General features: G+C 59.5%; 24 protein-coding genes. 7 read left to right on the top strand and 17 right to left on the bottom strand.

Features of this window, described 5'->3' with window-relative positions:
- From KKQ10_RS27745 to KKQ10_RS27730, 4 genes are all read left to right on the top strand, one after another.
- On the top strand, positions 1 to 872 hold an 872-nt coding region (locus tag KKQ10_RS27745; protein ID WP_215502926.1), incomplete at its 5' end, for an RHS repeat domain-containing protein.
- A gap of 4 nt (positions 873 to 876) precedes the next feature.
- Complete coding sequence (locus KKQ10_RS27740; protein WP_215502925.1) at positions 877 to 1,287, top strand: hypothetical protein; 411 nt, start codon at positions 877 to 879, stop codon at positions 1,285 to 1,287.
- Positions 1,288 to 1,380: 93 nt separating this feature from the next.
- A complete protein-coding gene (locus KKQ10_RS27735) occupies positions 1,381 to 1,620 on the top strand; it encodes a hypothetical protein (protein ID WP_252191789.1) in 240 nt (79 codons plus the stop codon).
- Positions 1,620 to 2,036 carry a hypothetical protein gene (locus KKQ10_RS27730; RefSeq protein WP_215502924.1) on the top strand — a complete coding sequence of 139 codons (417 nt, stop codon included), beginning with the start codon at positions 1,620 to 1,622 and terminating at the stop codon, positions 2,034 to 2,036. Before KKQ10_RS27735 ends, KKQ10_RS27730 begins: the two co-directional genes overlap by 1 nt.
- An 88-nt stretch (positions 2,037 to 2,124) precedes the next feature.
- Here KKQ10_RS27730 and KKQ10_RS27725 read toward each other — a convergent pair whose 3' ends face one another.
- Positions 2,125 to 3,915 carry a bifunctional diguanylate cyclase/phosphodiesterase gene (locus KKQ10_RS27725; protein ID WP_215502923.1) on the bottom strand — a complete coding sequence of 597 codons (1,791 nt, stop codon included), beginning with the start codon at positions 3,913 to 3,915 and terminating at the stop codon, positions 2,125 to 2,127.
- A gap of 134 nt (positions 3,916 to 4,049) precedes the next feature.
- Entirely contained in the window at positions 4,050 to 6,134 is a 2,085-nt protein-coding gene (locus tag KKQ10_RS27720; RefSeq protein ID WP_164747926.1) for a carboxy terminal-processing peptidase, read from the bottom strand.
- A 138-nt stretch (positions 6,135 to 6,272) separates the two neighbouring features.
- Here KKQ10_RS27720 and KKQ10_RS27715 point away from each other — a divergent pair, with 138 nt between their 5' ends.
- The gene (locus tag KKQ10_RS27715; RefSeq protein ID WP_215502922.1) at positions 6,273 to 7,235 is read left to right on the top strand and encodes a zinc-binding dehydrogenase; all 963 of its coding nucleotides are present in this window, start codon (positions 6,273 to 6,275) and stop codon (positions 7,233 to 7,235) included.
- A 97-nt stretch (positions 7,236 to 7,332) separates the two neighbouring features.
- Here the strand turns inward: KKQ10_RS27715 and KKQ10_RS27710 are convergent, their stop codons facing one another.
- From KKQ10_RS27710 to KKQ10_RS27685, 6 genes are all read right to left on the bottom strand, one after another.
- A complete protein-coding gene (locus tag KKQ10_RS27710; protein ID WP_215502921.1) occupies positions 7,333 to 7,986 on the bottom strand; it encodes an HAD family hydrolase in 654 nt (217 codons plus the stop codon).
- 111 nt (positions 7,987 to 8,097) lie between these two features.
- Entirely contained in the window at positions 8,098 to 9,087 is a 990-nt protein-coding gene (locus KKQ10_RS27705; RefSeq protein ID WP_215502920.1) for an ABC transporter ATP-binding protein, read from the bottom strand.
- Positions 9,084 to 9,884 carry an ABC transporter permease gene (locus tag KKQ10_RS27700; protein ID WP_127652601.1) on the bottom strand — a complete coding sequence of 267 codons (801 nt, stop codon included), beginning with the start codon at positions 9,882 to 9,884 and terminating at the stop codon, positions 9,084 to 9,086. Before KKQ10_RS27700 ends, KKQ10_RS27705 begins: the two co-directional genes overlap by 4 nt.
- Positions 9,871 to 10,707: an ABC transporter permease gene (locus tag KKQ10_RS27695; RefSeq protein ID WP_164747927.1), complete on the bottom strand. Its 837-nt coding sequence runs from the start codon at positions 10,705 to 10,707 to the stop codon at positions 9,871 to 9,873. Before KKQ10_RS27695 ends, KKQ10_RS27700 begins: the two co-directional genes overlap by 14 nt.
- A 5-nt stretch (positions 10,708 to 10,712) precedes the next feature.
- Entirely contained in the window at positions 10,713 to 11,519 is an 807-nt protein-coding gene (locus tag KKQ10_RS27690; protein WP_215502919.1) for an alkaline phosphatase family protein, read from the bottom strand.
- A 181-nt stretch (positions 11,520 to 11,700) separates the two neighbouring features.
- A complete protein-coding gene (locus tag KKQ10_RS27685) occupies positions 11,701 to 12,768 on the bottom strand; it encodes an ABC transporter substrate-binding protein (protein WP_025113379.1) in 1,068 nt (355 codons plus the stop codon).
- A gap of 352 nt (positions 12,769 to 13,120) precedes the next feature.
- Here KKQ10_RS27685 and phnR point away from each other — a divergent pair, with 352 nt between their 5' ends.
- Together phnR and KKQ10_RS27675 are read left to right on the top strand one after the other, a co-directional pair.
- On the top strand, positions 13,121 to 13,834 hold the full coding sequence (phnR, locus tag KKQ10_RS27680) for a phosphonate utilization transcriptional regulator PhnR (protein ID WP_127652598.1): 714 nt from the start codon (positions 13,121 to 13,123) through the stop codon (positions 13,832 to 13,834).
- 434 nt (positions 13,835 to 14,268) lie between these two features.
- A complete protein-coding gene (locus tag KKQ10_RS27675; RefSeq protein ID WP_215502918.1) occupies positions 14,269 to 14,979 on the top strand; it encodes a hypothetical protein in 711 nt (236 codons plus the stop codon).
- Between the two features lie 65 nt (positions 14,980 to 15,044).
- On the opposite strand, the gene KKQ10_RS27670 is transcribed toward KKQ10_RS27675, so the two are convergent.
- The 9 genes from KKQ10_RS27670 to minC form a co-directional block, all read right to left on the bottom strand.
- A complete protein-coding gene (locus KKQ10_RS27670) occupies positions 15,045 to 16,379 on the bottom strand; it encodes an amidohydrolase (RefSeq protein WP_215502917.1) in 1,335 nt (444 codons plus the stop codon).
- Between the two features lie 66 nt (positions 16,380 to 16,445).
- Positions 16,446 to 18,599, bottom strand: coding sequence for a mechanosensitive ion channel family protein (locus KKQ10_RS27665; RefSeq protein WP_215502916.1), 2,154 nt, complete (start codon positions 18,597 to 18,599; stop codon positions 16,446 to 16,448).
- A 77-nt stretch (positions 18,600 to 18,676) separates the two neighbouring features.
- Positions 18,677 to 18,853, bottom strand: a complete 177-nt coding sequence (locus KKQ10_RS27660; protein WP_164747902.1) for a hypothetical protein — start codon at positions 18,851 to 18,853, stop codon at positions 18,677 to 18,679.
- Positions 18,854 to 19,052: 199 nt separating this feature from the next.
- Positions 19,053 to 20,342, bottom strand: a complete 1,290-nt coding sequence (locus KKQ10_RS27655; protein ID WP_127651710.1) for a M18 family aminopeptidase — start codon at positions 20,340 to 20,342, stop codon at positions 19,053 to 19,055.
- Between the two features lie 193 nt (positions 20,343 to 20,535).
- A complete protein-coding gene (locus tag KKQ10_RS27650) occupies positions 20,536 to 21,636 on the bottom strand; it encodes a hypothetical protein (protein WP_215502915.1) in 1,101 nt (366 codons plus the stop codon).
- A gap of 49 nt (positions 21,637 to 21,685) precedes the next feature.
- A complete protein-coding gene (locus KKQ10_RS27645; RefSeq protein ID WP_007960625.1) occupies positions 21,686 to 22,321 on the bottom strand; it encodes an RluA family pseudouridine synthase in 636 nt (211 codons plus the stop codon).
- A 168-nt stretch (positions 22,322 to 22,489) separates the two neighbouring features.
- Positions 22,490 to 22,744 carry a cell division topological specificity factor MinE gene (gene minE / locus KKQ10_RS27640; protein WP_003223146.1) on the bottom strand — a complete coding sequence of 85 codons (255 nt, stop codon included), beginning with the start codon at positions 22,742 to 22,744 and terminating at the stop codon, positions 22,490 to 22,492.
- Positions 22,744 to 23,556 (bottom strand): septum site-determining protein MinD, encoded by an 813-nt coding sequence (gene minD / locus KKQ10_RS27635; RefSeq protein ID WP_007913953.1) that lies wholly within the window; start codon positions 23,554 to 23,556, stop codon positions 22,744 to 22,746. The genes minE and minD overlap by 1 nt, the downstream gene beginning before the upstream one ends.
- A gap of 199 nt (positions 23,557 to 23,755) precedes the next feature.
- Positions 23,756 to 24,493, bottom strand: coding sequence for a septum site-determining protein MinC (minC, locus tag KKQ10_RS27630; protein WP_127651708.1), 738 nt, complete (start codon positions 24,491 to 24,493; stop codon positions 23,756 to 23,758).
- Between the last annotated feature and the right edge of the window lie 63 nt (positions 24,494 to 24,556).

The following is a 24,556-nucleotide window of genomic DNA, read 5'->3' as shown; positions in this document are numbered from 1 at the left end:
GCCCGTTCTACTACCAGCTCGACCACCTCGGCACCCCGCAGGAACTCACCGACTACAGCGGCGAAATCGTCTGGTCGGCGCAATACGACGCCTACGGCAAGGTCTCGGCGATCACCCTGGCGGGCGAAGACTACCTGGACCAGCCACTGCGCTTTCAGGGGCAGTATTTCGATGCGGAGAGCGGGCTGCATTACAACCGGCACCGGTATTACGACCCGAGGCTGGGACGGTATCTGACGCCGGATCCGGTGAAGCTGGCTGGAGGACTGAACCAATACCAGTACACGCCGAATCCGACGGGGTGGGTGGATCCGTTGGGGTTGAGCTCGAACTGTCCGCCGCCGAACAGGCCGGGCTGCGAGGTGCCGGGTGGGGCTGGTGGGGCTAAGGTTGATGAAGGAGAACCTGAGCTTCCGAAGCCGAAATTAAGCGCAAGGGAGGCCGCGAAGAAAGAGATTGAGAGGTTAAATGACAGTCAGCGGATGCATATGGTTGGTAAGCATGGCCCTGAGCTACCAGATGAAAAATTTAAACAAAGGGCTATTGATGGAACGGACCCGATTACGGGTCAACAAAGAAGGGGGCGAAATGCTGGTGAAGGCAACCCGAGCTCCAGATTTTACAGTTGGGAAATCATGCTTGAAGCCTATGTCCTCGCAACCATTAGGGTTGAACGCGGACTTCCTCGTTACACCGGACAGGATAGGCAGGGCGCCAACGTTGTAAAGATGAGGCTTCCTGACGCAGGGGAAGGTTACAAACCAAATAGAAGGGACAAAGAAAATCCTAGATTGATTACCAATATGGGAGGGTTCGAAATGAAGTTTGATCCCATTACAAACGTACCATTTACTCTTTATCCGACGGAGTGACTTTATGTATATAGATCCTGAAACATCGAAGCCTTATCTACCGAGCCCCGCATATTTTTTGTGTTGTTTTGATGTTTATGATCGTGAAGAAACTCTGGGGGATGAGCTTGAGCAATATAACCCGAATATCGCGGTAGATAGGGAGGTGCTTATTCTAAAATATTGCATGCCTATGAAGCGGTCGTATCGGCAGAAATTTTTACTTGTAGGATGTCTGAAGTCTGCGTTGCAAGACGAGAGATACGATTTTAAATCCCTTTTCCAATATGATCCTGAAGCTTGTTCTTCATTTCCGGATGGTTGGGATGAGATGGTCGATTCAAGGGTTTTTTTTGAAGATATATATCGAATAGCTATGGTTGAGTGGGGGGCAGAATTAAAGAAGGCTAGCTTGGAAGACCAAGCTACGTGGTGAATGCGTTTAGTGAATTATGATGTTGTTGTGGAGTGGTGATGGAAAATGTTTAGAGGCGTTTATAGTTCACGGTTTGTAACCCATCGAGCGCAGTTGAATGCTTATAACGAAGCGATGACAAGAGAGACAAGGAAGATGTCGCGATTTACGGGCGAGGACAGTATGGGTAATTTAGTTGTGAGAATGGCTGCCGAAAATGTGGGGCAAGGATACGAACCTAACCCATTAGATCCCTCAGAACCCCGCTTCATTCAAAATATGAATGGGTTTGAAGTGAAATTTGACTTTGAAACGTTGCAGCCCTTCGCTCTGTATCCGGTGGAGAGTGTTTGATGTTGATGCATCCCTATCTTGACATTCCATACAGCCCTCAGTTGAAGCACTTTCTTGGAGGGTTCGATATATACGATCGCGAGGAGACGCTGGGTGCGGAGTTGGCGAAATACGATCCTGAGTGTCCTTCAGATAGAGCAGACCTAATTTCTAAGTTTATTGTGAGAAGATTTTCGGGCTTGACTCATCGGCACAAGTTTGTCTTGTTTTTCGTATTGGGTGAGGCTCTGGATGACGATACGAGTAAGCTCTCTGAGGTCTTTAAACATGATCCTTTCTCTCATTCATTGCTTCCAGTTGGCTGGAACGAAATGAAAGATCCGAGAAGTTTTTTTGAGCACGTGTACTCTATCCTGTCCGAAGTCTGGATTGATGAGTTATACCGCGCCAGTCAGGAAGATTGCTCATCGTGGTAGGCGGGGCGGCACTAGAAGCTGAATCTAGGGTGACTTTACTGACCCCTTCGCGAGCAAGCCCACACAGGGATTTGTGTCGTCTTAGGCCTCAGCGTTGACCGATTAGTTGCGGTGGATGAAGGTCGGCGGCAGTGAGGCTATCAATCACATGCACGCTATACCCCGGAACATTCTTCGCATGATGTTTCGCCTGCGAAGCCATCTCCGCGAGTTGGCTTGCATCCAGTTCGGCGCAGGACTGCGGGTGCAGATGTACCACGCCGATCGATAGCGACAGCAACGGAAACTCCTGCCGCACGCCCTGACGGTTCGGCGCAATGAAGCATCCCGCCTCCAGGTGTTCCGGGCGATAGAAGCGCCGGCATTGGCTCTGGAAGTCGTCGAGCAGTTGGTTGAGGCGTTTGCGCCAGTCTTCCGGGCCGAGGACGAGGAGGAAGTCGTCGCCGCCGATGTGGCCGACGAAGTCGCGGGACGGGTCGACGCGTTCGTTGAGGCATTGCGCCAGACACAGCAACACTTCGTCGCCCCGGCCGTAGCCGTAGATGTCGTTGAAGGGTTTGAAGCTGTCGATGTCGACGTAGCAGATGATTGATTCGCGGCCCTGTTGCAGCAGGCGGGTCAGGCATTGCTGGATCGGCACGTTGCCGGGCAGCAGGGTCAGCGGGTTGGCGTAGCGGGCCTGCTGGATTTTCAGTTCGGTGATCAGTTTGAGTACGTCGATCACCCGGCCCAGGCCGAGATAACCACCGTTGAGGGTGATGATGAAGTCTTCTTCGATGCGTTGCCGCGCGCGGCTGGTGATCAGGCGGCTGACCTGTTGCAGCGACTGGCTCATTTCCACGGCGAGGAAATCGTCGTTCATCAGGCGGCTGATCGGTTTACGCGCAAACAGGTCGGTGGCGAACGGTTTGAGCAGCGCGTCGGACAGTGAGTGGCGGTGGACGATGCCGCACGGCTGGCCTTGTTCGTCGAGCACGGCCAGCGAGTTCAGATTGGCCTGGCGGCGGAAGGCCTCCAGCACCGTGGCGGTCGGCGTATCGCGATGCACGGCCGGATGGTCGTTGAGCAGGGCGCTGAGGTCGCTGCCTTCGTCATTCAGCGCCACGGCGCTGCTGTCGTGTTTGGGCATCAAGGCCCGGGCATCGCGCGGCGGATGTTCTTGCGGACGACTGAGCAAGTAACCTTGCACCAGATCGACGCCCATTTCGGTCAGCACCGCCAGCTCCTCCGGTAACTCGATACCCTCGGCAATCACCTGCGCCCGTGAGGCTTTGGCGATTTGCAGGATCGAGCCGACGAACTCGCGTTTCAGCGCATCCTGATGAATGCCGTCGATGAAATGGCGGTCGATCTTCACGTAATCCGGACGCAACTCGGACCACAGACGCAGGCTTGAATAACCGGCGCCCAAGTCATCCAGCGCAATCGAAAAACCCATCGCCCGGTAGTGATGCAGGGCGGTTTGCAGCAACTGGAAATCGTCGATCGGGGTCTGTTCGGTGAGTTCGATCACCACCTGGCTCGGCGGGATACCGAAGTCCTGCAGCAATTGCAGGGTTCGTCCCGGCTGGTGCGCGGCTTCGAGCAGGGATTCCGGGGAGACGTTGAGGAACAGCTTGCCCGGCAGTTGCTGCTCGTTGAACCGGCGGCAGGCCGATTGGCGGCAGGCGATCTCCAGTTCGCTCAAGCGACCGGCCTGACGGGCCACGGCGAACAGGGCGATAGGCGAGTGCAGAGGGCTGTTGGACGGGCCACGGGTGAGGGCTTCGTAGCCGAGGATGCGGCGCTCGGAGAGACAGATGATCGGCTGGAACAGACTGTGCAAACCGCTTTGAGTCAGGATCGAGCTCAAGGCACTCAGCTGTTCGGTCGTGGTCATGGCAATCTCTGGCGATAAAAAAAGGACTGGGAGCGCTCTCGATGAAGAGAGGCGCTCCCAGTCCTTTATTTCACGACAGAATGATGACTGTTTGATGACGCTCCGAGGAGCGTCAGCACTAAATTGCCATCATCTTACTTCTTGGCCACCTGATTGCTCAGCTTCAGGTAATCCAGCAGTACACGCCCGGTTTCGGCCAGGTAGGCGTCGTCCTCTGGTTTGACCTTGTCCGGCTCGGCGGCTGCGAGCGCGTCTTCATCTTCTTTCTTCAGCTCTTTGAGCGGCTCTTCGCCTTTGGCTTTGCGACGGATGTTTTCCATCGCCAGTTGCTTGGCGTCGATGTCAGTGTGCTGGGCACGGCGGTCTGCTTCGTTGAGGCTGACGGTTTTTTCTTCCATCAGCTTCTGCGCCAGGGCCAGCTTGTCGCGGATGAACACGAACTCGGCGTCCTTGGCGGTACGTGTGTCATGCTCGGACTTGAGCTGTGCCAGAAACGGCTTGAACGGATCGGATGCCGGTCTGATCGCGGCCTTGATGGTGTCCCACGGCATGGCTTCGGGCAGGGCGCTTTCGCCGATTTCCTTGGTGTCGATGATCGACGGATAATCGATGTCCGGCAGCACGCCCTGATGCTGGGTGCTCTGACCGGAAACCCGGTAGAACTTGGCCAGGGTCAGTTTCAGTTCGCCATGGTTCAGCGGTTGAATGGTCTGCACGGTGCCTTTACCGAAGGTCTGGCCACCGATGATCAGCGCACGATGGTAGTCCTGCATGGCGCCGGCGAAAATCTCCGAAGCCGAGGCGGACAGGCGGTTGACCAGCAGTGCCATCGGGCCTTTGTAGAACGCGCCCGGGTTTTCATCTTCCAGTACATCGACGCGGCCATCGGCGTTACGCACGAGGACGGTCGGGCCCTTGTCGATGAACAGACTGGTCAGCTCGGTGGCTTCCTGCAGGGAGCCGCCGCCGTTGTTGCGCAGGTCGATGACCACGCCGTCGACTTTCTCTTTCTGCAGTTCGGTCAGCAGTTTCTTGACGTCACGGGTGGTGCTCTTGTAGTCCGGATCACCGGCACGGAATGCCTTGAAGTCGAGGTAGAAGGCTGGAATCTCGATGATGCCGAGCTTGTAATCCTTGCCGTCCTGTTTCAGGTTCAGTACGGATTTTTTCACCGCCTGGTCTTCAAGCTTCACTGCTTCGCGAGTGATCGACACGATCTTGCTGGTCTGATCGTTCGGCGCATTGCTGGCCGGAATCACTTCCAGGCGCACCACGGTGCCTTTCGGGCCGCGGATCAGCTTGACCACTTCGTCCAGGCGCCAGCCCACCACGTCGACCATTTCTTTGTTGCCTTGGGCAACGCCGATGATCTTGTCGGCCGGAGCAACCTGCTTGGTCTTGTCGGCCGGGCCTGCCGGCACCAGACGCACGACTTTCACTTGATCGTTGTCGCTCTGCAACACGGCGCCGATGCCCTCGAGGGACAGGCTCATGTTGATGTCGAAGTTCTCCGCGTTATCCGGCGACAGATAGTTGGTATGCGGGTCGTAGGACATGGCGAAGGTGTTGATGTACGCCTGGAAGATGTCTTCCGCGCGGGTCTGATCCAGGCGCGCCAACTGGTTCTTGTAGCGCTTGGTCAGGGTTTCCTGGATCTGCTTGGAGTCCTTGCCCGCAATCTTCTGCCGCAGCACTTCGTCCTTGACGCGTTTGCGCCACAGGTCGTCGAGTTCAGCGGTGGACTTGAGCCAAGGGGCGTCCTTGCGATCGATCAGCAAGGTTTCCTTCGTGGTGAAGTCCATCTTGTCGACGCCCTTGTTCAGCTCCGCAATGGCGAAGTCCAGACGCGCCTTGACGCGGTCCAGATAGCGCTTGTAGATGGTGAACCCGGCGTTGAGGTCGCCGCTTTTGAGGAAGTCGTCGAACTGGGTCTTCCACTTGTCGAATTCGGCGATGTCGCTGGCCATGAAATAGCTGCGCGACGGATCCAGCAGCTTGATATAGCTGTCGTAGATGATCACCGAGCGCGCATCGTCGAGCGGTGGCTTGCTGTAGTGGTGACGCTTGAGCAACTCGACGACGTTGAGACTGGCGATCACTTCGTCGCGATCAGGCTGCAACTTGTCCCAGCTGTTGGCTGCGAATGTATTGCCCGACATCGGCAACAAACCGATACCGATGAAAAGAGCGAGGGCGGTGCTGGGGAGCAAATGCTTCATGCTGATTCGACGCGGGGACAATTGATAACGCATATTAGGCCGTCTTTGAAGTCGCCGGTTCTACGAGAGCCGGTCGCATAATGCAAAAAGCCCGGCGCTACAGCTTCGGGCTCAGTCCAGACTCACTATGGAGGCACTGTGAAGGCATTGCAAGGCGTTGAAGGTCAAGTGGCATGGGTTGAAGAGCCGAGTCCTGTGTGTGATGTAGGACAAGTGCGCATTCGCGTGGCGGCAGCTGGCCTCAATCGTGCCGATTTATTACAGAAAGCCGGGCTTTATCCACCGCCACCCGGCGCCAGTCAGGTGCTCGGTCTTGAGTGCTCCGGGGTGATCAGCGAAGTCGGCGCCGGGTCCTCGTGGCAGGTCGGCGATCGGGTCTGCGCCTTGCTGGCGGGGGGCGGGATGGCCGAAGAGGTGGTCGTCGACGGACGGCACGTGCTGCCGGTGCCCGAGGGTGTCTCGTTGATCGAGGCTGCGGCATTACCCGAGGTTTATGCAACGGTCTGGCTGAATGTGTTTCAGCTGGCAGCGCTGAAACCGGGTGAGAAAGTTCTCCTGCATGCCGGTGCAAGTGGAATTGGTTCAGCGGCGATTCAGCTGTGCAAGGCGTTCGGCAACCCGTGCTGGGTCAGCGTCGGCTCGGCCGAGCGTCTGGCCTACTGCGAAGCGCTGGGCGCCCAGGGCGGAGTAGTGCGCAGCGATGATCTGGAGAGCCTTCGCGACTTTGGCCCGTTTGACGTGATCCTCGATCCGGTCGGCGGCAATTACGCCGCGCTGAACCTCAAGCTGATGGCGCTCGACGGTCGCTGGGTGCTGATCGGTCTGATGGGCGGGCGTGAGGCGAAACTGGACCTGGCGCAGGTACTGGCCAAGCGTGTGCAGTTGCTCGGTTCGACATTGCGCAATCGTGACGATCAGTTCAAGGCTGACCTGTTGAGTGATCTGGGTCAGCAGGTCTGGCCGCTGTTTGCCGAAGGGCGGCTGCGTCCGCAACTGGCGAAAACCTTCCCGGTGAAGGATGCCGAAGCAGCGTTTGCCGAGCTGGCGAGCAATACTGTTTCCGGGAAACTGGTATTGGTGATCGACGAAACCTTGAGCTGATTGAAGGGACAAGATCAAAAGATCGCAGCCTGCGGCAGCTCCTACATTGGGAGGGTGTACACCCTGTAGGAGCTGCCGCAGGCTGCGATCTTTGTTTTTATTTCCAGAGATGGATCGGCCAGCCAGCCTGCTCGGCGTGTTCCAGCAACACCGGGTCCGGATTCACCACATGCGGGAAGTCCACCTTCAGCAGCAACGGCAGATCATTGCGTGAGTCGGAGTAGAAGCTCGCGCCCTCAAGGTTTTCTTCCTCGGCATCCAGCCATTCCAGCAAACGGGTGATCTTGCCTTCGCGGTAGGTCAGCGTGCCGACGGTCTGACCGCTGTAAACGCCGTGCGCGACGTCCAGCTCGATCCCCAGAATCTCGTCGATGCCCAAGCGGTCGGCGATCGGCTTGACCAGGTGCGTGCCCGAGGCTGATATCACCAGGATCCGGTCGCCGGCCTTGCGGTGGGCCGCGATGGTTTTGGTCGCATCGCTGAAGATGATCGGTTCGATGAAGTCTTCAACCCACGGGCCGACCAGGTGCTCGACTTCTTCCGGAGTACGGCCGATCAGTGGTTCGAGGCTGAACGCCATGTACTCTTCCATGCGCAATTTGCCATGGCTGTAGGCGTCCATCAGCTCGTTGTTCTTGCGCATGAACGATTCAGGATCGACCCAGCCCAGGCGCCCCATCTGCTCGCTCCAGAGGGTGGCGCAGTCGCCGTGGATCAGGGTTTCGTCCAGATCAAAAATTGCCAAAGCCATCGGTTCTCTCCGAGAACAGCTGCGAGCTACTAGCTTCGAGCTGCAAGAATTGGAATCAGGTTCGCCGCAGTCTACAGCTTGAGGCTTGTAGCTCGAAGCTTGCAGCTGCTTTCAAGCGACTTCACACAGGGCCGTCGGATCGATGGAAAGTGCCAGACGCTGGCCGTCGGGATGCAGATCCGCCGCTGAGCGGTTGAGCACGTCCACCACCAATTCCACGCCGCGTGCCTCGACCCGGTAGCGGATCACGTTGCCGAGCAGGCTGTGGCTGCGGATCTGCGCATCGAGTTCGCCATTGAGGCTCAATTCGATGGCTTCCGGACGAATCGCGATGCGGTGGTTGATCGGTCGTTGCAACAGCTTCGAGGCACTGTCGGCGTCGAGCAGGTTGTAGTTGCCGATGAAGCCGGCGGCGAACAGATCGACCGGCGCGGTGTAGAGGGTTTCGGCGTCGCCGCTCTGGACGATTTTCCCTTGGTTCATCAGGAAAATCCGGTCGGACATGGTCAGCGCTTCTTCCTGATCGTGGGTGACGAAAATCGTGGTCAGGCCGAGTTCGCGCTGGATCTGCCGGATCTGTTCGCGCAGGTGTTTGCGAATCCGCGCGTCCAGCGCCGACAGCGGTTCATCCAGCAGCAACAGGCGTGGGCGGGTGACCAGCGAGCGGGCGAGGGCCACGCGTTGGCACTGACCGCCGGAGAGCTGGTGCGGATAGCGGCTGGCGAAGTCATTGAGCTCGACCAGTTTCAGCACTTCGGCGACACGCTTGTGGCTGTCGTCGGCATTGACCTTTTGCATGCGCAGGCCGAAGGCGACGTTCTGTTCGACGGTCATGTTGGGGAACAGCGCGTAGCTCTGGAACACCATGCCGATCCCGCGTTTTTGCGGACTGAGCGGCACGATGTCGACGCCATCGAGCAGGATCTTGCCGCCATCCACCGGCGTCAGGCCGGCAATGCAGCGCAGCAGCGTGGACTTTCCGCAACCCGACGGGCCGAGCAGGGTGACGAATTCGCCCTTGTTGATTTCGCAGTTGATGTCGCTGAACACCGTGGTGCCCGCGTAGTTTTTCTTCAGGGTTTGGACGCTGACATAGCTCATTCGCTTTTGTCCTTGTTCAAGATGTTGGCGACCCAGGTCAGGACCAGCACGAAAAAGAAGTAGGAAATCACCAGCGCACTGGTGAAGTGACCGCTGCTGTTGCGCATGTTGTTCAGATACACCTGCAGGGTTTCGTAACGCGTGCCGACGAGGATGTTGGCAAACACGAACTCACCGAACAGGAACGAGAACGACAGCAGCAACGCGACCATCAGGCCTTTGCGCAGGTTTGGCAGCACCACCAGGAACGCGGCCTGAAAGGTGCTGGCGCCGAGCAGTTGGGCGGCGTCCATCAGGTCGCGCAGGTTGATGGCCTGCAGGTTGTTGGTGATCGCCCGGTACATGAATGGCAATGCCACGGTGAAATAGCAACCGATCAGGATCCACGGCGTGCCGACCATCGCCAGCGGCCCGGAACCGTAGAGCTGCAACAGCCCCACCGACGACACCACCGGCGGCACTGCGAAGGGCAGCAGGATCAGGATGTTCATCAGCGCATCGAGTTTCGGGAAGTGGTAATGCACCACGAACAGCAGCGGCAGAATCAGCACCACCGACAGTACCAGCGCGCCGACGCACACCAGCAACGATTGGCCGAAGGCGTGCAGAAAGCGCGGATCGCTCCACAACTGGATATACCACTTGAAGGTGAAGCCGCTGGGCAGGATGGTCGCCGACCAGCTGCTGGCGATCGAGTAGACCAGCGTGCCCACCAGCGGCAGCAGCAGGATCGCGAACAACAGATAAACCACGACGCGGTGGTAGACGCCGGCCGGGCCGGATTCAGCGCGAGACATGGTAGCTCCTCTTCAACAGCAGTTGATGCACGACGGTGACGATGGTCATCAACGCCACCAGCACCACGGCCAGGGCGCTGGCGAGATTCGGATCCAGCGAAATGTCGCCGGAGACCATCGCCGCGATGCGGATCGGCAGTACGTTGAAGTTACCGGTGGTCAAGGCATAGACCGTGGCGTAGGCGCCGAGCGCGTTGGCCAGCAGGATCACGAAGGTGCCGAGCAGCGCCGGGGTCAGCACCGGCAGACCGATGTGGCGCCAGAACTGCCAGCCGTTGGCGCCGAGCAGCGCGGCAGATTCACGCCAGTCTTCACGCAAGGCGTCGAAGGCCGGGTAGAGCAGCAGCACGCCGAGGGGAATCTGGAAGTAGGTGTAGAGGATGATCAGGCCGGTTTTCGAATACAGGTTGAAGTCCTGAATGATCCCGGCCTGCTTGAGCATGATGGTGATGCTGCCGTTGAAGCCGAGCAGGATGATGAACGCGAAGGCCAGGGGCACGCCGGCGAAGTTGCTGGTCATGTTGGCGAAGGCATTCACGAAGTTGCGCAGTTTCGAGTCGACCCGGCGCAGGGAATACGCACCGAGCACGGCGATGATGATGCCGAACACACTCGACCAGAAACTGATCTCGAGGCTGTACTGGATCGCCTGCAAGTAGAACTTCGAGTTGAAGATCTTGCTGAAGTTGGCGAAGCCCCAGCCGAACTCTTCCGACTGCAGGCTGTTGATCATCACCCAGACCAGCGGGGCGATTTCGAACACGATAAAGAACAGGGCGAAGGGCACCAGGCACAGGGCCGCCAGCCATTTGCCGCGAGTCATGGCATTCACTTGAGCAGCTCCCGGCACACAGGTTTGTCGTGAGGCACGCCGAGCAGCTCGCAGACGGTACCGCAGATGTCAGTCTGTTTCGGTGCGGCGTCAGCGTTGAGGCTGAAAGCGTCACCGAGGACGAACAGCGGCACCTGGCGTTCTTCCGGCAACAGGCCGTTGTGCGAGCGGTCATTGTTCATGCCGTGGTCGGCCGTCACCATGACTTGATAGCCAGCGTCGAGCCAGCCTTGCAGGTAGTCGGCGAGGATGATGTCCGCCGAGCGCGCGCTGTTGCGATACTGCGAGGAGTCGAGGCCGTGCTTGTGGCCGGCGTCGTCGATGTTCATCGGGTGGATCAGCAGGAAGTTCGGCGCATGGCGCAGGCGCAGGTTTTCCGCATCGGCGAACAGGTGCGAATCCGGGTAGTGGTCAGTCCAGTAGAAGTGGCCGTGCTGGATCGGCAACGACAGGTTCTCGGTATGACGGTCGCGAGCGGCGATGAACGGCGAGCGGTTGTACAACTCGCTGACCCAGTGATAGGCCGCTGCGGCGGTTTTCAGGCCGGCGTCGCGGGCGTAGTGATAGATGCTGCGCTGATTGGACAGGCGCGCAACGTTGTTGTGAACGATGCCGCTGTCGATCGGCGGCACGCCGGTGAGGATGCATTCGTAAAGCGGTCGGGACAGGGCCGGCAACTCGCACTCCAACGGATAGAGTGCGGCGCGTCCTGCGCCAACGTAAGCCTGCAGGTGCCCCATGGCGTGACGCGCGACTTCAAAATTGAGGCCGTCGAGCACGACAAGGATGACGTTGTGCTTCATAGGGGCAAAAACTCCGCGAAACAGAAAATTTCAGATTCAATCGAGATCCCCTGTAGGAGTGAGCCTGCTCGCGATGGCGGTCGAACACTCAACGACAGTGTTGACTGATCCACCGTCATCGCGAGCAGGCTCACTCCTACACAGGGATTTGTTTCAGATCACACAGCGGTGATTCGCCGCCTTATTTCATCTCTACGATGACTTCTTCGTTCCACTTCTGCGGCAGGGCCTTGGAGGTTTTTTCCCACGCGTCGGCGTCCTTGATCGGCGTGACCTTCTTGTACTGCTCGTTCGGCAGCAGCTTGGCCTTCACGTCTTCCGGCAGTTGCAGGTGTTCGGCGCGGATCGGACGGGCGTTGCCGCGAGCGAGGTTGGTCTGGCCGGCGTCGCTGAAGATGTATTCGCGGGTCAGCTTGGCGGCGTTCGGGTTTTTCGCGTACTTGTTGATGATCGTGGTGTAGCCGGAAATCACCGAACCGTCGGACGGAATCAACACCACGTAGTCATCCGGGTTGGCCATCTTGGCCTTGTAGCTCAGGCCGTTGAAGTCCCAGACCACACCGACTTCGATCTCGCCTTTTTCCATGGTGGCGATGGTCGGGTTGGCCATCGACAGGCGACCCTGCTTGGCGATGTCTGCAAACAGCAGCAGGGCCGGCTGGATGTTTTTCTCGTCGCCACCGTTGGCCAGTGCCGCAGCCAGTACACCGTTGGCGGCTTGTGCAGCGGTGCTCACGTCACCGATGGAGACCTTGTATTTGCCGCCCTTGAGATCAGCCCATTTGGTCGGCACTTCGGAGCCGTGCAGCAGCTTCTTGTTGACGATGAAGGCGATGGTGCCGGTGTAGGCCAGTGCCCAGTTGCCGTCCTTGTCCTTGGCCCAGGCCGGAACCTGATCCCAGGTGCTTGGCTTGTACGGTTGCACCACACCCTGCTTGACCGCGATCGGGCCGAAGGCGGCACCGACGTCGCCGATGTCGGCAGTGGCGTTGTCTTTTTCAGCGGCGAACTTGGCGATTTCCTGGGCCGAGCTCATGTCGGTGTCGATGTGTTTCAGGCCGTAGGTTTTGGCCAGGTCTTCCCAGGTGCCTTTCCAGTTGGCCCAGTCATCGGGCATGCCGACGCTGTTGACGGCGCCTTCCGCTTTCGCAGCGGCTTCGAGGGTTTTCAGGTCGGTGTCGGCCGCCATGGCGGCGGTGCACATTGCAATGGTCGAGCCTAACAGTGTTGCCAGGAAAAGCTGTTTCATTCCGAAGCTCCTTGGTCGTGTTCAACGCTGCGATTGCGGTTTGTGTTGGTCTAGGTCAGCAATACCTGAGCCAATTTAAGGGGGCTGGATGACACTTTGATGTCGGCGGTCGCCCGACAGGGCTTTTATTCGCCCGGTTCTGGCGCTTGCCCGGTAAGCGTAGACCAAGGTCAAAGCCCCGGCCGGCAAGGGACTTGGCCGATGTATTGCAAGTCATGAGGGCGACCGTCGGGCGGGTTTGTCATCTCTCGGTCATCTGCACTGCCTAGGCTTGCAATACATGGAAACGGCTTGCAGGCCGTGCGGTTTTTGCCCTGAAACAGTGCTGGTCTAGTCCAGATAGGTAACGTTGATGCGCGATGAGGCAACAAAAGCGGTGACAGCCATCGGCCAGGTGCTGCAGGAGCAGCTCGATCACGGCCTGTTGGCGCCGGGCAGCAAGCTGCCGGCCGAGCGCAAGCTCAGTGAGTTGTTCGGTACCACGCGCATCACGGTGCGTGAGGCGCTGTTGCAGTTGGAGGCGCAGGGGCAGATCTATCGCGAGGAGCGGCGTGGCTGGTTCGTCTCGCCGCCGCGTCTGGCGTACAACCTGATGCAGCGAAGCCACTTTCACGCGATGGTCAGTGCGCAGGGGCGGGTGCCGTCGACCGAGATGATTTCGGCGCGCCTGCAGCCGGCTTCGGCGGCGGTGTGTGCGTGGTTGCAGTTACCGGCGTTGTCGAGCGTGATTCAGATTTGCCGGTCGCGGCGGATTGACGGGCGGTTGGTGCTGTATGTGGAGCACTATCTGAATCCGCAGTTTTTTCCGGGGATTCTGGGGTTCGATTTGAATCAGTCGATTACCGAGTTGTATGCGCGGCATTACGATTTGCACTATGGGCGGGTGCGGTTCGAGATTGTGCCGACGTCATTGTCGGCGGATGCGGCGGCGGCATTGCGGGTGTCGGTGGGGAGCCCGGGGTTGCGGATTGCTCGGGTCAATTATGATCAGCATGGGCGGTTGATTGATTGTGATCTGGAGTTTTGGCGGCATGATGCGATTCACGTAGGTGTAGATGTGGTTTGACCTTGGCGGCCTTTGGGCCGACCAGGTTCTTGGGTTTGGGGTGAATATCCGTTGCTTCGGGTGTTGCGGCTGGCGGTTTCGCCCTTACGGCGAGTCACTTTTTCCAGACGCCGAAAAAGTAACCAAAAAGGCTCGCCCCAGCGTTCGGCCCGCTCGCTAAGGCTCGGGGTTCCTTCGTTCCGGAATTCATCCGGGGGGCATCGCCTACGGTTTGCTTCGCTGCACCTCCTCTCGATGTGTTTGGCTTCGCCAAACGGTCGCTGCGCTCCCACCCCCGGATAAACCCCTCCACTCAGCCTGCCGAAGGGGCCGGCAGATCAAGAGCTGCAGCCGAGCTAACGCTCATCCTGTTGAGTGGGGCGGCTTTGCCGCGTGCGGTGCACACAGTTCAAAATTGTGGGAGCCAGCCTACGAGCCGACCAATCACCAACTGAATGCACTCAATCCCACTGTATGCGAGCCTGCTCGCGATGGCGGCCTGCCAGCCGACCAATCACCAACTGAATGCACTCAATCCCACTGTAGGAGTGAGCCTGCTCCCGATGGCGGCCTACCAGCCAACCAATCACCAACTGAATGCACCCAATCCCACTGTTGGAGCGAGCCTGCTCGCGAAGGCGGCCTGCCAGCCGACCAATCACCAACTGAATGCACCCAATCCCACTGTAGGAGTGAGCCTGCTCGCGATGGCGGCCTGCCAGCCGACCAATCACCAACTGAATGCACTCAATCCCACTGTAGGAGTGAGCCTGCTCGCGATGGCGGCCTGCCAGCCAACCAATCACCAACTGAATGCACCCAATCCCACTGTTGGAGCGAGCCTGCTCGCGAAGGCGGCCTGCCAGCCGACCAATCACCAACTGAATGCACTCAATCCCACTGTTGGAGCGAGCCTGCTCGCGAAGGCGGCCTGCCAGCCGACCAATCACCAACTGAATGCACTCAATCCCACTGTAGGAGTGAGCCTGCTCGCGATGGCGGCCTGCCAGCCGACCAATCACCAACTGAATGCACCCAATCCCACTGTAGGAGTGAGCCTGCTCGCGATGGCGGCCTGCCAGCCGACCAATCACCAACTGAATGCACTCAATCCCACTGCGTGCGAGCCTGCTCGCGATGACGGCCTGCCAGCCGACCAATTCTGACAGGCTGCACACGGTCCAAATGTAGCGAGCCTGCTCGCGAAGCCGCCCCCACAGTCACCCCATCTCTATCGGGCTGCCTCAGCATTCCCATACAAATAATCCGTCGCCAACGACGCCATCGTCCTCACTCCAACCACCAGCGCCGACTCATCCACAAAGAACCCCGGATTATGATTCGGCGCGGCCTTGCTCATGTCCTGATCCCTTGGCGTCACCCCGAGAAACACGAACAGCCCCGGCACTTCCTTGGCAAAGAACGAGAAGTCTTCCGCGCCGCCCACCAGCGGTGCATTCACCACATCATCCTTGGCGGCCCACTTCAACGTCGGCAGCATTTTTTCCGTCAATGCCGGGTTGTTAATCGTGGGGTCGTATTTTTCGATGATGGTCACGTCGGCTTTCGCGCCGCCGCTTTCGGCGATTTTTTCGATGGTCTGGCGCACGTCTGCGTGCAGTTTCTGGCGGATGCCGTAGTCGTAGGAGCGGATGGTGCCGCTCATGTCCACGGACTCGGGAATGATGTTGTAGCGGGTCCCGCCGTTGATGGTGCCGATGCTGACGACTGACGGATAGGACGAGATGTCGGTGCGACGGCTGACCACGGTTTGCAGGCCGACGATGGTTTGTGCGCCGACGGTGATCGGGTCGATGCCGTCCCAGGGGCGGCCGGCGTGGGTCTGTTTGCCGAGGATTTTGATGCGCAGGTCGTCGGAGCTGGCCAGGGTGGGGCCGGGGCGGTAGGCGATCTGGCCGGCGGGGACGCCGGCCCAGACGTGCAGACCGAAGACGGCGTCGGGTTTGGGGGCTTTCATCACGCCTTCCTCGACCATCATTCTCGCGCCCCAAGTGTTTTTGCCGTCGGGGATGAAGTCGCTCGGGCCTTCTTCGGCGGGCTGGAAGTAGAACACCACGGTGCCGGGCAGGGTGGCGCGCATGTTCGTAAGAATTTTCGCCGTGCTCAGCAGGATCGCGGTGTGAGCGTCGTGGCCGCAGGCGTGCATCACGTCGACTTCTTTGTCCAGGTAGGTGCCTTTGGCTTTCGAGGCGAACGGCAGGTCGGCGACTTCCTTGACCGGCAATGCGTCCATGTCGGCACGCAGGGCCACGGTCGGGCCGGGCAAGGCGCCTTTGAGGATGGCGACCACGCCGGTGCGGGCGACATTGGTTTTGACTTCCAGGCCCATGGCCTTGAGTTGTTTGACGACTAGTTCCGAGGTGCGTTTTTCGGTGTTGCCGAGTTCCGGATGCGCGTGGATGTCGCGTCGGGTTTCCAGCAGTTCGGGTTCAAGTGCCTTGGCCTGCGCGGCGATTTGTTCGCGGGTGCTGTCCAGGGTGGCAGCACCGGCGTGGCCGGCGAACAGGCTGAGCAGAAGGGCTTGGGCAATGCGTGTCAGCTGCATCGGGTTTCTCCATGGTTATTGTTTTTCTGGCTTCCCTGCCTGTGACCCGCACATCGCGCCCAAGTGCTATTCCTTGGGCTGGCCACCGCCGGCGGTGATCACTTGCACGCTCATGCGCGGCGTTGCCAGGTCCAGGCCGGCCTCGTCGAGGTGGCGTTTGAGCGACAGGTTGAACGCTCGGGAAACTTCCCATTGCTTGATCGGCGCGGTCTTGAAACGGGCCCGCAGGATCGCGCTGCCGGACTCGAAGCTTTCTACGCCTTGAATCTCCAGTGGCGACCAGATGTCGCGCCGCTGCAGGGGATCGGTGCGCATTTTCTGGCCGACTTCGCGCATCAGTTTGATCGCGTCGTCGATTTCCATGTTGTACGGCACGGCCACCCGGAAAATCGCGTAGCCGAATTCCCGGGAGTAGTTCTTGATGCTTTTGATTTCGCTGAACGGGATGGTGTGGACGATGCCGTCGATGTCGCGCAGGCGCACGGTGCGGATGGTCAGGCCTTCGACGGTGCCGAGGTGGCCGCCGACATCCACGTAGTCGTCGATCGCCAGTGAGTCTTCGATGATGATGAACAGGCCGGTGATCAAGTCCGCCACCAGCGACTGCGCACCGAAACCGATGGCCAGACCGATGACACCGGCACCGGCCAGCAGTGGCGTGACGTTCATGCCCATGTTCGCCAGGGCGACGATCAGCGCGATGATGAAAATCGCCACGAACAGCACGTTGCGGATCAGCGGCATCATCGTTTGCGCACGGGCATTGGCCAGGCCTTTGCGCGAGCGGGTGAGGGCGTGATGCACGGCCGTGTCAGCGAGGATCCAGATCAGCCAAGAGAAAATCAGCGTGCCAATCAGGCTGAACAGTTTGACGCTGACGTCATGCCCTTCACCCTCGGCGAAACCGATCAGCGACTTGCCCCATACGCGCAGGCCGAGTTCGATGAAGGTCAGCCACACCAGCAGGTGGGCGAGGGTGTAGAAGAAGCTTTTCAGGCGTTCCGAATACAGCGCATGGCGTTTCGGCCCGCGTTGCGGTTTGAGCGAGTGACGGCGCACGAGGCCGTTGATCACCATGCACAGCACCAGCAGCACTGTGCAGATCAGCGACTGGCGCAGCGCGGTGCTGGTGTCGCCGGCGGAAACGAAGGTGGCGAACAGCGAGATCCCGACCAGTACCAGCGCCGGCACGTACCAGAAGGTGCCGAGGATATCGATGGTGTCGCTGAGGGCGCGGCGGGTCAGGCGGCGGGACAAGGGCTGGTTGCGGATCAGGTGCGCGATCGGCCGGCGGAAGCGCAGGATGAACAGGCCGGTGAACAGCGCTGCGAGGACATTGGTGATCGTCGCGGTGCTATGCGCCAGGTGCACGCCGAGGGCTTCCACCAGACGCGGGTCGTTGAGCGCTTCACCGAACGCGGCGAAGCTGCCGATCAGCCACAGCGGGCGGAAGGCCTGATGGCGCAGGATGTACAGCGCCCGATGCCGATGCGGGCCGTCGAGCAGCGAGAACGCGATCACGCAGATCGCCGAGAAACAGGTGCCGACCACCAGGGCATAAGCCAGCACCATCGCCAGGCTCTTGCCCAATGACGACGGCAGCGCGTAGCTCATGTAGACGGTGATCACCAGTGCGATCAACCACGGCCCGAGCTTGCGCAGGGCAAAGCGCAGCATGTCGAGGGCCTTGGGGTGCTGGGGCAGTTCTTCAGTCAGGCCGAAGCGCATGCGCACCCGGTGACCGAGCCAGATCAACGCGGCGGCGAGCAGGCTCCAGACCATCAGGATCACGGCGAAGGCGAAGATGATCGGCAACCATTCGCTGGCCGGCAGCATCAATGCCTTCAGCTCATCCTTGGCCTGATCGAACTCGTCTGACCAGCGGGTGAGCGGGCTGTCGGCACCGGAAAACTGTTTCTCGAAATTGGCCAGCGTGCCGCCAATCAGACCCAGCACACCTTCTTCCGGAGAGACCTGGGCCTTTTTCGTGGCGTCGCGCAGCTTTTTCAGGTCGGTCAGCAATTGCGCGCGTTGCTTGTCGTTTTCCAGCGACTTGATGACTTCATCCAGCGACTGGCCCAGCGGTTCCTGCGCCTCGGGCTGCGCCTTGGTGTTGCTGAGCAGCCCCGGCAAGCCGACTGCATGGGCAGGGGACAGTGGCAGCAATGTCATCAGGCAGACAAGGAACAGGCAGGGCAGAGCAAACAGACGAGCGAACACTAGGCGGTCAACCTCGCAAAGGGGCGAATTGAGCGAGTGTACGAGGCAGCCAGAATCAATGCGAGCCGGGCGCTGATTTATTCGTTGAGTTTGGCGAGGATCTTGTAGACCACGGTCGCCAGGATCATCAGCATGCCGATCCACATGGCGAACACTCCGGCGTTCTTGTCGCGGAAGTTGAAGCCGATGGCCAGCAGGATCATCCCGGTGAGGATGGGCACGAGCATGGCGTGGAATGAAGACATCGAGATCATGGTGACTGCCTTGTCGAAGGGAATGATTTGAGTCTAGGTCGGTTTTCGCTGACGGGTATTGATCTGTGTAGGCGTTGCCGAAGGCTGCGATCTTTTGATCTTGTGTTTTTGCAGTTCAAAAGCAAGATCAAAAGATCGCAGCCTGCGGCAGCTCCTACAGTGATTTGCGATCACCCCGAAAGAGATGATCGTTTAGAACTTACGGTAGTTCGCGGGAGGCGTAGAACGCGCTCAGCACTTTGACCAGGTGCGCCAGGTCGTGGCTGCCACACAGTTCGCGGATCGAGTGCATGGCGAAGGTCGGCAGGCCGATGTCGACGGTGCGCACGCCCAGATGGCTGGCGGTGATCGGGCCGATGGTCGAGCCGCAACCCATATCACTGCGGACTACGAAGCTCTGCACCGGTACTTCTTCGGCCATGCACAGGTGGCGGAAGAACCCGGCGGTTTCGCTGTTGGTGGCGTAGCGCTGGTTGCTGTTGACCTTGATCACCGGGCCGGCGTTGAGTTTCGGGCCGTGGTTGGCGTCGTGCTTCTCCGCATAGTTGGGGTGTACGCCGTGGGCGTTGTCGGCCGAGACCAGCAGCGATTTCTGGATGGTACGGACGAATTCATCACCTTCGGGCAGCAGGCGGCGCAGGGTCTGTTCGAGCATCGGGCCGTCGGCACCGCAGGCCGAGCAGGAACCGACTTCTTCGTGGTCGTTGCACACCAGCACGCAGGTTTCGTCGGTCTCGGCGGTGAGCAAGGCTTGCAGGCCGGCGTAGCACGACAGCAGGTTGTCCAGGCGCGCACCGGCAATGAAGTCGCCATTAAGGCCAATCACCGCAGCGCTTTGGGTGTCGTAGAAGCTCAGTTCGTAATCCAGCACCACGTCGGCGTTCAGACCGTGTTCGCGGGCCAGTTGATCGGTGAGCACGGCGCGGAAGTCGACGCGCTCGTCACCGGCGAATTGCGCGAGGATCGGCGGCAGCTCGGTCTGCGCGTTGATCGCCCAGCCCTGGTTGGCTTCCCGGTTGAGGTGAATCGCCAGGTTGGGAATGATCGCGATCGGTGCCTTGAAGTCGATCAACTGGCTTTCGACCTTGCCGTCGCGGCGGAAGGTGACGCGGCCGGCCAGCGACAGGTCGCGGTCGAACCACGGTGCGAGCAGTGCGCCGCCGTAGACTTCGACGCCCAGTTGCCAGAAGCCCTGGCGTTGCAGTTCCGGTTGCGGCTTGACCCGCAGGCACGGGCTGTCGGTGTGGGCGCCGACCAGACGGATACCGTCGTGCAGCGGCGAGTTGCGGCCCATTTTGATCGCGACAATCGAGGAGTCGTTGCGGGTGACGTAGTAGCGGCCGTTGGCCTCGGTGTTCCACGGCTCGCGCTCGTCGAGGCGCACGTAACCGGCGGCCTCCAGACGCTGAACGAGGCTGGCGGTGGCGTGGAACGGGGTAGGGGAGGCCTTGAGGAAGTCGATCAGGCCTTGGTTCAACTCTTCGCGCATAAGAAGCTCCAGACAGCAATGGGCGGGAGTTTAACGCATCGGCTTGGGGCTTGGGGCATGACAATGCGCAGTTCATTGTCTGCACAAAAACTGTAGGCGTGAGCCTGCTCGCGATTACGTCGTATCAGTAGCAGATTTGTTGACTGACATGACGTAATCGCGAGCAGGCTCACTCCTACAGGGGATGTGTGGCTTAGCGGGCGGCGGTCACGCGTTTTTTCAGGTAGCTCATGATGATTTTTTCATCTTCCGGCTTGTCCGGGCGCGGCAACTGTTGTGGCCAGGGCTTCTGGCTCAGCAGTTTTTTCTGCCGGCTCTCGTCCCAGCGGAGTATTTCCCGTGAGGCACATTCCCACCATTCGTGCCGGCAGGCGCTGTAGTACGGATCCTCCGGCGCAGCGCTGCCGTACAGCAGGTCGCGACCGACCTTGCGCAGCGCGCCGTTCTGGTGGCGCAGCTTCCATTTGATTTTCAGTCGGTGCCAGGCGGAGGGGAACGGTTTGACCCGCGGTACGTCGGTGCACAGGTCCACCAGGCGTTGACTGAACTGCTCGCCGTGCTGGGAGAAGAAGTACGTCTGCATTGCGTGGAAGAAGCGTTTTTCCGCGAAGTAGTGGTAGACGTGTTTGCGCGCCTCCACCACCTGACGCTCGCGCATGGCGTACGACAGGGCGATCTGTTCGATGGTGTGGATTTCGAAGCCGCCGAGTGTCCACTCATCGATCAGGCGGATCGACTCTTCGAACAGTGCCGAATCACGCTCGGTCACGCCACACAGGCCGCTGTTGTAGAGCTTGAAGCCGTTATCCGGGGTCACGCCGTGGCTGCGCAGGTCGCGGCCCAGTTTTTGATACTCGGCGCGCAGGTGCACGTCTTTCCAGTCGTACTCGAAGCGATCCATCACCGAGCGGTTCGGCTCAATGAATTTGAACAGTTGGCTCGGGTGGCGGGTGAACAGGGTGTCGGTGTCGACGAACAGGGTCTTTTCCGCCCACTGCATGCCGGCGGCAATGGCGCAGGCCTTGCGCCGGTGGTGATAGCCGTGAGTGCCTTGCCAGCGGGTCTGGGTTGCTTCGTCCAGCAACACCGTGTCGACCGGCCAGCCGGCATAGTCGTCGGGGCGGTCGGTGAGAATGCGGATGGCCGGACGCTCGCCGTTTTTGGCGTGGGACAACGCCGTCAGGATGCTGAACTTGGCTTCGCGCCGGTACACATCCTGATTGCCGTAAATCAGGTAAAGCAGTTGGTGACGAACTTTTTTGAGGGGGGGTACCAGGGAATCAATACAACTCATCCGAAAACAAAATCCTTGTCTGAAAACAGCGCTGCCTCTCAGGTAGCGCTTAAAACGGTGCCGGGCATTCGAAGCGCAGGCGCTCGCCGGTTTGCGGGTGGGTAAAGCTCAGCATGCTCGCGTGCAGGCACAGGCGCGGCCAGGCTGCCAGAGCTTGCTCGTGGGCGTAGAGCCCGTCACCCAGCAGCGGGTGGCCGATGGACAACATGTGTACGCGCAACTGGTGCGAGCGACCGGTGATCGGCGTCAGTTCGACACGGCACCAGTCGCCGCAACGCTCCAGTACGCGCCAGAAGGTCAGGGCATGCTTGCCGAATTCGTGGTCGACCACGTGCCGCGGTTTGGTCGGCGGATCGTAGCGCAGGGGCAGGTCGATGCTGCCGCTGTCCAGTTCCGGCTGACCCCAGGCCAGGGCGGTGTAGGCCTTTTCGGTTTCGCGGTCGTGAAACTGCCGCGACAGTTCGCGGTGGGTGTCGGCGTCACGGGCCAGCAGAATGATGCCGGAGGTTTCCCAGTCCAGGCGATGGACGATGCGCGCTTCCGGGTAGCCGTTTTCCTGCAGGCGGGTGATCAGGCAGTCCTTGTTGTCGTCGGCGCGACCGGGCACCGAGAGCAACAACGTCGGTTTGTCGACCACCAGTACGGCGGCGTCCTGATGGATGATGCGGATGTTGGACAACGGCATTAAAACAGCCTCGTAACAAATGCCAACGGCGGCTCAGACTGCCGATAACTCTGCAGGAGCCGCCGAAGGCTGCGATCTTTTGACGTTGGAGATCAAAAGATCGCAGCCTTCGGCAGCGCCTGCACGAGCATCAACAGCCCGAGCCGCCGTCGTTCCTGCCGGATCGACTCAGCGATCTGGCAGGGTGATGTTGAGTTCCAGAATCGAGCAACTGCCCTGGCTTTCCAGTGCAACATGTACGTCGTCGTTGCCGATGTTGACGTACTTGCGGATCACGTCGACCAGTTCCTTTTGCAAGGCTGGCAAGTAATCCGGCGTGCTGCGCTGGCCGCGCTCATGCGCCACGATGATCTGTAGACGCTCTTTCGCTACCGAGGCGGTACTTGGCTTTTTGTTGGCACGAAAGAAGTCAAAAAGGTTCATTACCTACCTCCAAACAGGCGCTCGAAGAATCCCTTCTTCTCGACATCGAGGAAACGGTGGGCTTTTTCTTTGCCCAGCAAACGGTCGACGGTATCGCTGTATGCCTGACCGGCGTCGCTCTGGTCGTCGAGAATCACCGGTACGCCCTGGTTGGATGCCTTGAGCACCGCCTGGGATTCCGGGATCACGCCGAGCAGGGTTACCGAGAGAATTTCCTTGACGTCTTCCACGCCAAGCATCTCGCCCTTTTCAACACGCTCCGGGTGGTAGCGGGTGATGAGCAGGTGTTCCTTGATTGGGTCTTCGCCACGTTCGGCACGACGCGACTTGCTCGCCAGCAGGCCGAGCATGCGGTCCGAATCTCGTACGGAAGACACTTCCGGGTTGGTCACGACGATCGCTTCGTCAGCGAAGTACATGGCCAGGTGTGCGCCTTTCTCGATGCCCGCCGGAGAGTCGCAGACGACGAACTCAAATTGTTCCTTGAGCTCCATCAGAACTTTTTCCACGCCTTCGACAGTCAGCGCGTCTTTGTCGCGGGTCTGGCTGGCGGCCAGCACGTAGAGGTTTTCCAGGCGCTTGTCTTTGATCAGGGCCTGCTGCAGGTTGGCTTCGCCGTTGACCACGTTGACGAAGTCATACACCACGCGACGCTCGCAACCCATGATCAGGTCGAGGTTACGCAGGCCCACGTCGAAGTCGACGATCACTGTTTTGTGGCCGCGCAGAGCGAGGCCGGTACCGATAGCGGCGCTGGTGGTGGTCTTACCCACACCACCCTTGCCGGATGTAACCACGAGAATCTTGGCCAAGGTGTTTCACCCCTAAGGAAGAAGGACTTTTTAGCCCCTGAAAAACATCTCTTGAAAACTACTGCAGTCGGACAGCCTTGGCTGGAATTCGGCGCAAGTCGCACTTGCCGGGGGCAAACACTCCTTGATCCTTTTTCCTACTTCGTTTGAGCCGTTTTCGCTACGTTTTAGAGATGCTTGGAAAATGCGGCAGTATCCGTTAAAGCCGAATGATGTTCAACACGTCGGCCGACAGGCTGACCTGTACGCCGGAGCCCCACAGCGGATCGCGACGCAAATCCTCGGAAACCTTGTAATGCCCGGCGATGGAGATTAGTTCAGCGCTCAATTGCTGACAGAAAATCCGGGCCTTGGTGTCGCCTTTGACGCCGGCCAGCGCGCGACCGCGCATCGGGCCGTATACATGGATGTTGCCATCGGCAAGAAGTTCCGCCCCCGGACTGACCGAAGAAACCACGACCAAATCGCCACCTTGGGCGTATATCTGTTGGCCACCACGTACTGGCGAAGTGATGACGCGGGTCGGCTTGATGGTCGGCTCTGGTGGTTTTTCCGGCTTCTTTTTGACTTCCGGTTCCGGGGTTTCCAGCGGCCGCTCACGGGCGCCGGAGGGCGGTAGCACCGGGATGTCGATGGCGATGGCGGCAGCGATGTCTTCGATACGGCTGGCGCGGATCGCCAGGGTGCGCAGGCCATGCTGGCGGCACACGCGCATCAGCCCGGGCAGGTCGACCGCGCCTTCACCCGGCGGCAGTTTGTCCAGCGCCAGGACCAACGGTGCATTGCTGAAGAAATTCGGCGCCTGGGCGACTTTGGCGGCCAGTTGCCGATCAAGGCTGTCGAGGTCGTTGCGGGACAACTCCAGCACCGTAATGGCCAGCATGCTGCCCTTCAACTGGAACACGGGATCTTGGTCTGGCGATTCGTTTTGGCTCATATCGGCATACAACGGCTTGTCACTAAAAGTGCCGAGACTTATAACGAGAACGCCCGCGAGCCG

Source organism: Pseudomonas sp. MG-9 (genome assembly GCF_018729515.1).
Classification (GTDB): Bacteria; Pseudomonadota; Gammaproteobacteria; order Pseudomonadales; family Pseudomonadaceae; genus Aquipseudomonas; species Aquipseudomonas serboccidentalis.
Note: the sequence above shows the minus strand (reverse complement) of the source record. Positions and strands in the feature narration are given on the sequence as shown.

Bases quoted from the DNA above. Each gene is read 5' to 3' on its own strand.
- KKQ10_RS27670 (WP_215502917.1), bottom strand. From the start codon at position 16,379: ATGCAGCTGACACGCATTGCCCAAGCCCTTCTGCTCAGCCTGTTCGCC.
- KKQ10_RS27705 (WP_215502920.1), bottom strand. From the start codon at position 9,087: ATGAGCTATGTCAGCGTCCAAACCCTGAAGAAAAACTACGCGGGCACC.
- KKQ10_RS27700 (WP_127652601.1), bottom strand. From the start codon at position 9,884: ATGTCTCGCGCTGAATCCGGCCCGGCCGGCGTCTACCACCGCGTCGTG.
- KKQ10_RS27645 (WP_007960625.1), bottom strand. From the start codon at position 22,321: ATGCCGTTGTCCAACATCCGCATCATCCATCAGGACGCCGCCGTACTG.
- KKQ10_RS27710 (WP_215502921.1), bottom strand. From the start codon at position 7,986: ATGGCTTTGGCAATTTTTGATCTGGACGAAACCCTGATCCACGGCGAC.
- minE (WP_003223146.1), bottom strand. From the start codon at position 22,744: ATGAACCTTTTTGACTTCTTTCGTGCCAACAAAAAGCCAAGTACCGCC.
- KKQ10_RS27690 (WP_215502919.1), bottom strand. From the start codon at position 11,519: ATGAAGCACAACGTCATCCTTGTCGTGCTCGACGGCCTCAATTTTGAA.
- KKQ10_RS27660 (WP_164747902.1), bottom strand. From the start codon at position 18,853: ATGATCTCGATGTCTTCATTCCACGCCATGCTCGTGCCCATCCTCACC.
- KKQ10_RS27730 (WP_215502924.1), top strand. From the start codon at position 1,620: ATGTTGATGCATCCCTATCTTGACATTCCATACAGCCCTCAGTTGAAG.
- KKQ10_RS27725 (WP_215502923.1), bottom strand. From the start codon at position 3,915: ATGACCACGACCGAACAGCTGAGTGCCTTGAGCTCGATCCTGACTCAA.
- KKQ10_RS27655 (WP_127651710.1), bottom strand. From the start codon at position 20,342: ATGCGCGAAGAGTTGAACCAAGGCCTGATCGACTTCCTCAAGGCCTCC.
- phnR (WP_127652598.1), top strand. From the start codon at position 13,121: ATGCGCGATGAGGCAACAAAAGCGGTGACAGCCATCGGCCAGGTGCTG.
- KKQ10_RS27720 (WP_164747926.1), bottom strand. From the start codon at position 6,134: ATGAAGCATTTGCTCCCCAGCACCGCCCTCGCTCTTTTCATCGGTATC.
- KKQ10_RS27740 (WP_215502925.1), top strand. From the start codon at position 877: ATGTATATAGATCCTGAAACATCGAAGCCTTATCTACCGAGCCCCGCA.
- KKQ10_RS27650 (WP_215502915.1), bottom strand. From the start codon at position 21,636: ATGAGTTGTATTGATTCCCTGGTACCCCCCCTCAAAAAAGTTCGTCAC.
- minC (WP_127651708.1), bottom strand. From the start codon at position 24,493: ATGAGCCAAAACGAATCGCCAGACCAAGATCCCGTGTTCCAGTTGAAG.
- KKQ10_RS27685 (WP_025113379.1), bottom strand. From the start codon at position 12,768: ATGAAACAGCTTTTCCTGGCAACACTGTTAGGCTCGACCATTGCAATG.
- KKQ10_RS27695 (WP_164747927.1), bottom strand. From the start codon at position 10,707: ATGACTCGCGGCAAATGGCTGGCGGCCCTGTGCCTGGTGCCCTTCGCC.
- KKQ10_RS27675 (WP_215502918.1), top strand. From the start codon at position 14,269: ATGCACTCAATCCCACTGTATGCGAGCCTGCTCGCGATGGCGGCCTGC.